Here is a 9,348-nt window from a genome sequence, read left to right as displayed (position 1 = left end):
CTGCCGTCGGCGCCGGTGACGAACATGCCGAGGCGCTCGCCGTCGTGGACGATCTCGGCGATGTGCGCGACGGGGGTGTCGTCCTCGTCGAGGACCCAGTAGATACGGGGCGCGACGGCGTCGCGGGCCGGCTGCGCGAGCATGAGGACGCGACCGTCCGTGCGGCCACAGGCGGTGAGAACGTCACGCTTACGCGCGGCGAACTCATCCGCGGTGAACGCGCCGAGGTCGTACGAGCGGAAGCCATGCGCCCACCGGGAGAGGCGTACGGGCAGGTCGAGGTCGGCGAGCCACAGTTCAGCTGCCTGGGTAGAGCTGACAGGCAGCGGCGCCGTCCAGGTCTGGTGCAGCCGGAGGCGGGCCAGTGCGGGCAGGCTCAGGCCAAGGTCACTGAAAGATGTGTCGGTCTCGAGTGCCATGCTCATGGTCGGCCCCTTCTGGTCGGCAGCTGCGGCGGGCGCCGACGAATGGGAACTCGCTGTGTGCGGCGTTCCTTTGAACGTAAGGCGGGGTGACAGGCGACGACAAACCTTTGTCTAACGTTCTCAAGGTCGCTAATCTCTGCGTATGTCAACGCATGTCGAGGGGCTGCAGATCGGCGAACTTGCCGAACGCGTCGGGGTGTCGACTCACACCCTTCGCGCGTGGGAGCGCCGTTACGGCATCCTCAAACCGTCGCGCACGACGGGCGGCTACCGCGTCTACAGCGAACTCGACGTCCGTCGCGTCTCTGCGGTGCTGGGCCTACGCGAGCAAGGTGTGTCCATCGCGGAGGCCGCGCGCCGCGTCAACGCGAACGTCGTCGCCCAGATCCCGGCCGGCCGACGTATCGACGCCGCAGCCATCGTCTACGAGATGCACCGCGCTGTCGACCGGTTCGACGAGTTCGCCCTGAGTGCCGCGCTGGATCGGCTGCTGTCATCGCATCGGCTCGAGGAAGCCTTGCGTGACGGCCTCATGCCGTTCCTCGTGCAGTTGGGCGGGCGTTGGGAACGGGGTGAGGTGTCCGTCGCGCACGAGCACTTCGCGACGCAACTCATCCGCCGTCGCCTCGACAGCTACAGCCTCATGTGGGCCGACGGTGACGGGCCCCTCGTCGTCCTCGCCTGCCCGCCGGGGGAGCAGCACGACATTCCACTGCTCGTGCTCGGGGTGCTTCTCGCGCGCTCGGGGTGGCGCATTCGCTACATCGGCCAGGAGACGCCTGTCGCTGATCTTGCGCAGGCGTGCTCCATCCTGCAGCCCGATCTCGTCGTCATGGCTGCGACGCGTGACACGACGTTCCGTCGCTCGCTCGACGAGCTGCGTGACCTCGCGCGCTCCTACCGCCTCCTCATCGGCGGGCGCGGCGCCACCGACACCATCTGCGCCGACCTCGGCGTCGAGGCGATGTCGCAGGACGTCGTCGCCGCAGCTTCCGCACTCATCGACGAATCGGGGCGCACCGGACGATCCGACTCGGACGCCGCCGCACAGTTGGTCGGCTGACGCCACGTGGGTAACCCCACGTCACGGGGGTTAAACTCTCTTGCGGCCCGCGACGAGCGGGCGAGGGGCGGTAGCTCAGCTGGTCAGAGCAGGGGACTCATAATCCTCTCGAACGATCTTTGGTTAGCCGAAGCAGTTCTCGAAAAGCGTTGCACTGCAACGGAATACGTCTCACCCTGCCGGGTTGTCGGTGGCGCACGCTAGCGTCCGACAGCGTGCGATAGACAACAGATAGACAACAGCACGGGGTGAAAATGACGGACGACGACCACCGCACGCGGCCACGCAGACGCCGCGGCGAAGGAACCTACTGGACCCGGCCGAACGGCGTCGAGGTCTTCACGATGAAGCTCGACGGTGGCGGCACCCGATCCGTCAGCGCGCCAACTCACAAGGAGCTGTTGAAGAAGGTCGAGAAGCTCAAGTCCGAAGTCGCACGAGGCGTCGGCGCCGGCGGAGCTACCAAGCTGGCGGTGTGGGGCCGGTACTGGCTCGACGAGATCTGCACGACCAGGGTGAAGCCGACGACACTGCAGTCGCACCGCTCAAAGATGGAGCAGCACATCATCCCGGCGCTCGGGCAACGCCGGCTGCGTGACATCAAGCCCGAGCACGTGCGCGCCTTCTACGCGGACCTCGCTGAGCGCGAGTACTCGACGGCGACGATCCGGCAGGTGCACGTCATCCTGTCGCGCTGCCTCAAGGTCGCCACGATGGAGGGCAAGATCGAGCGGAATCCGTGCGACAACGTTGAGCCGCCGAAGACGACCGGGCCGCCCGAGATTCGGCGGCTCAGCGTGGCCGAATGCGCGACCGTCCTCGCATGGCTGCGCAAGAACCGCGAGCCGAAGGAGGTTGCTCGCTGGTCGGTGGCGCTGCTCGGTGGGCTGCGTCAGGGCGAGGCGCTCGGCTTGGACTGGGAGCACGTCGACTGGGCGGCGCGCGCCATCCACGTGCGTCAGGCTCAGGCGTACGTCGGCGGCGAGTACATCCTGCAGACCCCGAAGACGGCGCGGTCGGTGCGCAGCGTGCCGATGATGAACGACCTGTATGCCGACCTGCACGCCTACTGGGTGAAGGCTGGCAGCCCGCGAAATGGCCTATTGTTCGGCCCCGCCAACACCGGAGTTGACTCGCGGAAGTGGAAGAACCATCAGCGCCTCGCACGGATCGCTGAGCCCGTGTCGGTGCACTCGTGTCGCAAGACGACAGGCAGCATGCTCTCCGACGCTGGCGTGCCGTCACGCATCATCGCGGACATTCTGGGGCAGGAGAACCCGGAGGTCACCGACGCGCACTACATTCGGACGGAGCTGGACATCCGCCGGAAGGGCGTCGACAAGGTCGGGAAGCTGCTGACGAAGGCGACGAAGCAGATCGAGAAGAAGGATTCCTCATGAGGATGCGCATGGACGAGCTCGGCCCGCAGCATGCCGGCAGGACGATCGCGTGGCGGCCGGCGGACGATGACCCGCGCTATGCGGCGGGTCGGAAGGGGCAGCCGTGGCCGTTGACGCGGCGGACGCTGACGCGGGCGAAGGTGCTGCACCGACATGAGGTTAGTGGGTATGGCGACGCCTCCCCGGACGGCGTCGTCGTGCTGGTGTGCGAGCCCGTCGACTCCGGCCGAGTGCCTGGCCCGTTCTACGTCGGTGCGCACTGGCCCGTCGACGTCGAGGATGCGCCCTGATGGACATCGACTCCCACCCCACCCCGACGCCGCCCGCCGAGGGCGAGGGCTCGCAGGACGTCGAGGTCGTGACGGCCGCTGATCTGCGCGCGGGTGACCGTGTCGTCATGGATGGCGACGTCGTCGTGGTCGAGTCGGTGATGCGCTCGGGCAATCGCGTGTACGTGCGCGCGGATGGCGTGCCGGTGTCGGCGCTCGCGGGGGCGATGGTGGAGCGGGTGCTGTAGACGCACGAAAGAGCCCCCCACCTCGCGATGAGGTGGGGGGCGCTTCGTTGCACCTGGCGGTTGCCGGGTGGCTCTACATTGCAGCGTAGGTCTACAGCGTACCTGCGGCGTCGGACTTGAGGTCGCTCGTCGCGTCGTCGGCGGGGATGACCTGTAGGTGGTCGCCGGCGTCGTACTTCGGTTCGCCGTCGTCAGCGTGGCGCGGAGTGTAGTCGGCGGGCGCGGTGTTCACGGCGGCGAGGATCGTCGTCAGTGCGCCACCGATCGCAGCGGCGAGGCCGACAAACTTCGCGGCGTCGTCAGGGCTGAGCAGGCCGTAACCGACGAGGATCGGCACGAGCGCCGTCATGACGGCGTAGAGCGCCTTGCGCACGGCGGGGTCGGTGATGATGCGTCCCATTACAGCGAGCCTCCTTCGATGGCGACGCCGAGCTTGAAGTACGTCTCGCCGCCCAGGATGGAGTCGACCCCCGCGCCGACCTTCTTCTGGATCGCGGCCGTCGTGGCCTTGCCCCAGATCGAATCGGGCGTCGCACCAACGGCGCGCTGCAGGGCGGCCGTCGTCAGCTTCCCCGGAATGCCGTCGACGACGAGGCCGTGCGCCTTCTGGAACGCGCGCACGGGCCATGCGGGGAGCGTGGGCCGCGCTGCCTTCGGGGTGCGGAACACGCCGCGCTTGTAGCCGACGTTCGACCATGCGGCGTCGTCGATGTGCAGGTGCATGTTCGAGCCGGAGTGGTTCTCGACGTAGCCATAGATGCCGCACGTCACGGACAGGCCGTGTCCCCAGGCGATGTGCTGGCCGACCTTCTCGAACCAGGCGCGTTCGTCTTCGCTGTTCGGGCCGCGGGGGTCGCGGTTGATGTCAGCTGCGCACGCGCGGCCGCCGTACCCGGTTGCCGCGTGGCGCGAACCGTTGATGTGGAACGACGGGTTCGCCTTCGGGTACTCGAGGGCGTAACAGCCGAGCGCCTTGAGGTCGTTGACGGCGGCGAGGAGGTGGGCGGCTGCGAGCTTCTGGTCAGCCCATGCGGAATCGACCATGATCGTGTCCTTTCAGGTACGACAAAGCCCCCGTGTTGCACGGGGGCTTTGTCTGGTTCTAAGGGGTTGCGTGCGTCAGGCTGCAGACGGTTTCCCTCTGCGCGCTTCTTCCCACTTCTCCTTGCGCGCACGGTCGCACTCGACGCAAGTGAAGTAGCTCTTCGATTTCGTGGTGACGTACTTGAGCGAGCCCGGGGAGGACACATCATGGAGCCCATTGGCGCACACCCCGTCATACCGTCCGGTGGCGTAGGAGCGACTGCGCCCCCGGGTCTTCATGTCTTCCATGTTGTCCAGGTGCGACCCGATCTCCAGGTGGTTGGGATTCACGCAGGGCGGGTTGTCGCAGCGATGGCGGACTACCGCACCCTCTGGGATTGGGCCATTGTGCATGGCCCACATGAGGCGGTGCACGCGAGGTGATTCCAGGGCGAGGCGGGGTGCTTTGATCAGGCCGTACCCGCTGTCGTTCTTCTTGCCGCGCCATTCCCAGCACCCGCGTTCCGTCTCATCCCACCCGACCTGGATTAGGCGGGCAACGAGGGGCCAGTCTCGCACCGGCGTGACGTGACCATACTGCCTGAGGTTCTCCGAGTGCCTGTTGCAGTAACCGTTTGACCTCACGAGCTTGGAGCAATCCAGGACTGAACATTCGACGGGCGCTTTCGGTGGCAACTTCGTAAGTTTGCCCTGCGAGCGGAGGCGCTCGTAGCAGCGGGGACATAGACCGCGGGCGACGACTTCGCGTCCGCAGTTGTCGACAGAGCATGTACGGTTAGCCATAGCGGCCACCTCTCATCCAGGTGTTCGTTAGGCCCCGGTTGAGGTGTTCCACCACCTCGGTCGGGGCCGTTCTGACGCTCCTAGTATACCTGTGCTACAGGGACATAGCGGCCCACGTCGCCGGCCCGACTTTCGAGTCGGCGACGAGCTTGTGCGCCTTCTGCCACTTGGCGACGGCTGCGGCTGTACGGTCGCCGAAGAGTCCGTCGGCGGCGGCACCGACCTTTGCTTGGACGCGCTTGATCTGTGCGCGGTCGGCGACGCGTACGCCTGAGTGTGACTTCCACGTGCCGTCGTTGGGGCCGTACCAGTGCCCGGCGGGCAGCGGGAACGCGTTGCTCGGGGCGACGGCCGCAGCCTGACCGAGGTAGCCGCGCACCTTCGCGATGTAGGCGTCCCACGGGAATGACGGGCCGGGGTCGGTGTGCCCGCGGCCGCCGGAGTATGCGTTGGTCGCGTCGATGTGGCCGATGATGCCTCGCGCGCCCGCAGCGAGCTGAGCGGGTGTGAGGTGCACGGCGGGGATGGCGTAGCGGCGGCACAGGTCGGCGGTCAGGCGCGCGGACAGCTCGAGCATCGCGCGGGAGTAGTCGTCGCCCCACTGGCTGGGGGTCTGTGCGGCGTATCCGGCGTGTTCGATCTGGATGCCGTCGGCGTTCGCGCCGGGTGCGGCCCACGCGGTGTCCGCTTCGTCGACGCAGCGCACGATCGAGTCGCTGTCGACGACGTAGTGCGCGCTCGATCGGGCGGCCGTCGTCGCGAACCAGTTGCGGGCGACATCCTCGGCGATGCTGTCGCGCTCGGGGGCTTCGACGGTGTGGATGACGACGAGACGCACGTTGCGGGCGCGGCCTCGCGTGAAGTTCGGGGACGGGATCGTCGTGATGGGCAGGGGCATCGCTTCTCCTTGGCATGCGAAACGCCCCGGCCGGGTGGCGCGGGGCGTGGATGGTGGGGGGGTGTTAGGCTCGGGTGGAGCCTGAGCGGGTGGGCTTTTCAGGCCACGGTGGGTAGCGGCCCAAGGAGTGACCAGCGATCATGTCGTCGATGTGATCGTCGAGGTCGTCGGCGTAGGTGCGCTCAAGGCCGAGCTCGGTGCGTAGGGCGCTGATGTCGCCGTAGAGGCGCGCGAAGACGGCGATCGACTCGTCGGGTACGCCCGCTGTGGAGACGCCGAGGCCAGCTTCGATGGCCTGGCGTTCACCGGATGGCGGCGTGTCGGCGGGTTTCTTGTCGGAGCGGCTCACGAGCAGCACGAGCGGCCCCCCGACGATGGCGACGAGTACGGGCCCGATGGCCTGCCAGAATGCGTCACTCACGCGGCCCCCTGACTCGGGCGATGATGCACCTGCCGATGTGGCGCCAGGTGACGGCCTGGGTGAGGATCGCGAGGGAGATCGTCCACCAGGGTAGGCACGTGTAGTAGGCGCTTGGTGAGCCGTTGAGGCCGCCGTTTCCGTCGAGGTCGACGATCGCGTAGACGCCCGCGATGCTGTATGACAAGGCCCGCACGAGCGGCATGATGAGTAGCAGTGCCGCCGCGACTCGCGTGCCGCGTTCGCTGCGGTGCCGGTCGGCGACGAGCACGACGAGCGCGGCGAGGCCGGTGACGATCCACACCCAGCCGCGCAGGTCTTGCGGGATGAGCAGGTGCGGCGCGTCGCGTGGCTTGCCCGCGAGACCGTTCATCGTGCCGATGCCCATGGGGATCCAGATGAGCGCGCAGGGGATGAGCCACAGGCGCGCGCGCAGGATGCGGTCTCGGGTGACGGCGGCGTGCTCGGTGCGTTTCATGCGCTCGCCGCCTTGTCCGCGAGGCATTCGTCGGGGTCGGCGTGGGCGCGTATCCAACGGATCATGCGTCACACTCCGTATGTCGCTCGGTCGGAAGCCGAAAGGCCTCCAAGGGGCACAGGCCAGTCAGAGCGAGAGTCCAACTTTCCCAGCACGCCAGACATGTTCGTCTGTACTGACGTGACAGTGGGCGGCGTGTCCAAAGTGCTACCAGCAACGTGCGCGGCGGTCGACTTCCCGCTAAGGCCGACGGCTCGGCCCGTGCAGTTCTGCACCCACAGCTCGTCCTTCGTCGAGTCGTTCAGTGCGTCATAGTAGAAGCTTCCACCCTTGAAAGAACATTCGTTGAAGATGACCGTCATGCCCGGTTTCGAGGCACTCCACGCGCCTAGTTCCCGACCGTGCAGGTTGGTATAGACGCCAGACAGAAGTGTTACTCGGTGCAGGAGTAGGGTCGCACCTTGCTCACCGTCCATACCGATGGGCGTGGGGTAGCCGCCCGATTTGGTGGCCTTATTCGTCATAGTGCAACGTGTAAATGTCATAGTCGAGCCTGCGTAGACGTGGAAGCAGTATTTCGGATCGAACGACGGAACAGTATCCGGATTGACGACATCCACTCCCTCCCAGTAGAGACCTCCCGTCACTTCGAGTCCGTAGTGAATGGACGTCTTCCCCGGTGTGGGATCTGATGCGACTACCGATAGGAATGGGGGAAGTAATGTCGACACTGGCTCGGTGTATTCACCCGGCTCAACGCTGATCGTGACTCGATCGTTCGGTGTCGCCGTAGCCTGCGAGCGCCCAACCGAGTACAGGTAGGCGTTCTGACGATTTGACGCAAGGACGACTGCATCTTGAAATGTAGAGGCATCGCCACCCGTCTTTGACAGGCGAATCGTCGCTATCGACGTGAAGTCAATCGGACGTACAGAGAGCGTCGTGTCATCCCCGATGAGGTTCGGCCACGTCACTGACTCACCCGTAGATGTTCCAGGGGGCGGATCAGAGGCCGTGGGCGGTACCCACGGCGTCGAGGGGGTATCCGCATCCTGGCCAAGCAGGGCAAAAAGAATAGATGCGTCTTTCACCGCCAGTACCCCACTTCGACCTCATCGACATGCGTGACGCTCACAGGTGAACCGGCGTGAATATCCCCGCCGCCGATACCCAGACTGACGCGATAAAGGAAGAGCGGGATGCCGTATTTCGTCGCCCACGATCCAGTCCACTCACGCACCTTCGTCCCCTCAGAAGTGAGAGTGATAGTGAGAGCATCGTAAGTAGAGCCGGAGAAGGTCATAACAAATTCACCAGATTCGGGGACCCCGCCAGTGTTTCCGGTCTTCTCCGTCCACGTACCATCTCCCGGTGCGCTAATGCTAGACGAGTTAATAGCGATCCCGGTTGAACCCGAGTCTGCTCCACCGTCGCGGGCCGCAGTAGCTTCGACGACGATGCTGTTCTTGCTGGACGGGATGCCGCTGTACTTCACTCGAATGCGGAGGTTGAAGTCTCCGTTCGATGTCCTCCACCCGAGCGTCTGATATGCATAGTTGGTGCCCGTGTACTCAACCTGTGTCTGCCCGCCGACGATCTTGATAGCAGCATTCGTGTCTCCCCGCGTAAACTTCCCACCCTTCTCGGGCGTGTAGTTCTCGATGAGGGTTCCATCTGGTGCAGTGAACGTCGCGAGGAGCCCCTGCGTCCAATACTTCGCCTTCGTCAGCGTAGTGAAAGCCTGGGCCGCGATAACGCTGGACTCACCGCTTGCGTTGACTACACGGAATTCGGGCGCGGCATACGACGTACCCGGAGAAAGTTCCCCGAGAGTGACGTTGCGTCCCGACCTGACGACAGTGCGCCACGAGTCTGTTGAGCCGTAGCGTACTTGAAGTGTCCCTGCCGGAATGTCCTGTGAGAAGGAAACAACAACCGAGGTGTCCGTAGGTGAACCTGTCGTAGCAGTTGTCCCGGCTGACCACTCCGGAGCAGGCGTCACCGAAACTGCGCTGGCAGCCGAAGAGCGAACCATCCACTTCGTACCGGTCCACACTGCAGCAAGCACCGTCTCAGCCTTCGCCGCCGCATCCACAACAATCGACTTACCTGCGAGGGTGACCTTCCTGTTCCCCGTCGCATCCTGCGTCAGGACGAGGGCATGCACAACGTTCTTGTCCCATGAACTTGGGTCGAGGACAAGGTCGGCATTGAGTGTGCGCCTGTCAATACTTGCGGAGTCAGCCTTTCCTGCAAGTAGAGCATCAGTCTGCGTCTTCGAGTAGACCTGTGCCATGAGTGCTCCTAGATGATCGTGACGAC

12 protein-coding genes are annotated in these 9,348 nt (G+C 65.2%); 4 read left to right on the top strand and 8 right to left on the bottom strand.

What is annotated here, in order from left to right; translation table 11 throughout:
- The coding region (locus B2284_RS11730) for a hypothetical protein (RefSeq protein ID WP_286697561.1) at positions 1 to 425 on the bottom strand (425 nt) is incomplete at its 3' end.
- 142 nt (positions 426 to 567) lie between these two features.
- On the opposite strand from B2284_RS11730, the gene B2284_RS11725 reads away from it, so the two are divergent.
- From B2284_RS11725 to B2284_RS11710, 4 genes are all read left to right on the top strand, one after another.
- Positions 568 to 1,488, top strand: coding sequence for a MerR family transcriptional regulator (locus B2284_RS11725; protein WP_006944166.1), 921 nt, complete (start codon positions 568 to 570; stop codon positions 1,486 to 1,488).
- Between the two features lie 254 nt (positions 1,489 to 1,742).
- Positions 1,743 to 2,888: a tyrosine-type recombinase/integrase gene (locus B2284_RS11720; protein ID WP_286697560.1), complete on the top strand. Its 1,146-nt coding sequence runs from the start codon at positions 1,743 to 1,745 to the stop codon at positions 2,886 to 2,888.
- Positions 2,885 to 3,178, top strand: a complete 294-nt coding sequence (locus tag B2284_RS11715; protein ID WP_286697559.1) for a hypothetical protein — start codon at positions 2,885 to 2,887, stop codon at positions 3,176 to 3,178. The genes B2284_RS11720 and B2284_RS11715 overlap by 4 nt, the downstream gene beginning before the upstream one ends.
- Positions 3,178 to 3,405: a hypothetical protein gene (locus B2284_RS11710; RefSeq protein WP_286697558.1), complete on the top strand. Its 228-nt coding sequence runs from the start codon at positions 3,178 to 3,180 to the stop codon at positions 3,403 to 3,405. The genes B2284_RS11715 and B2284_RS11710 overlap by 1 nt, the downstream gene beginning before the upstream one ends.
- Positions 3,406 to 3,496: 91 nt before the next feature.
- On the opposite strand, the gene B2284_RS11705 is transcribed toward B2284_RS11710, so the two are convergent.
- From B2284_RS11705 to B2284_RS11680, 7 genes are all read right to left on the bottom strand, one after another.
- Complete coding sequence (locus tag B2284_RS11705) at positions 3,497 to 3,805, bottom strand: phage holin (RefSeq protein WP_286697557.1); 309 nt, start codon at positions 3,803 to 3,805, stop codon at positions 3,497 to 3,499.
- The gene (locus tag B2284_RS11700) at positions 3,805 to 4,449 is read right to left on the bottom strand and encodes a peptidoglycan-binding domain-containing protein (protein WP_286697556.1); all 645 of its coding nucleotides are present in this window, start codon (positions 4,447 to 4,449) and stop codon (positions 3,805 to 3,807) included. Before B2284_RS11700 ends, B2284_RS11705 begins: the two co-directional genes overlap by 1 nt.
- Positions 4,450 to 4,524: 75 nt before the next feature.
- Entirely contained in the window at positions 4,525 to 4,851 is a 327-nt protein-coding gene (locus tag B2284_RS14525; RefSeq protein ID WP_414646262.1) for an HNH endonuclease signature motif containing protein, read from the bottom strand.
- Between the two features lie 475 nt (positions 4,852 to 5,326).
- Positions 5,327 to 6,130: a peptidoglycan recognition protein family protein gene (locus tag B2284_RS11695; RefSeq protein ID WP_286697555.1), complete on the bottom strand. Its 804-nt coding sequence runs from the start codon at positions 6,128 to 6,130 to the stop codon at positions 5,327 to 5,329.
- 64 nt (positions 6,131 to 6,194) lie between these two features.
- Positions 6,195 to 6,551 carry a hypothetical protein gene (locus B2284_RS11690; RefSeq protein ID WP_286697554.1) on the bottom strand — a complete coding sequence of 119 codons (357 nt, stop codon included), beginning with the start codon at positions 6,549 to 6,551 and terminating at the stop codon, positions 6,195 to 6,197.
- The gene (locus B2284_RS11685; RefSeq protein ID WP_286697553.1) at positions 6,544 to 7,026 is read right to left on the bottom strand and encodes a hypothetical protein; all 483 of its coding nucleotides are present in this window, start codon (positions 7,024 to 7,026) and stop codon (positions 6,544 to 6,546) included. Before B2284_RS11685 ends, B2284_RS11690 begins: the two co-directional genes overlap by 8 nt.
- A gap of 1,087 nt (positions 7,027 to 8,113) precedes the next feature.
- Entirely contained in the window at positions 8,114 to 9,322 is a 1,209-nt protein-coding gene (locus B2284_RS11680; RefSeq protein ID WP_286697552.1) for a hypothetical protein, read from the bottom strand.
- Positions 9,323 to 9,348 lie beyond the last annotated feature (26 nt).

The sequence above is a fragment of the Dermacoccus sp. UBA1591 genome, assembly GCF_002322065.1.
Lineage (GTDB): Bacteria > Actinomycetota > Actinomycetes > Actinomycetales > Dermatophilaceae > Dermacoccus > Dermacoccus nishinomiyaensis.
Note: the sequence above shows the minus strand (reverse complement) of the source record. Positions and strands in the feature narration are given on the sequence as shown.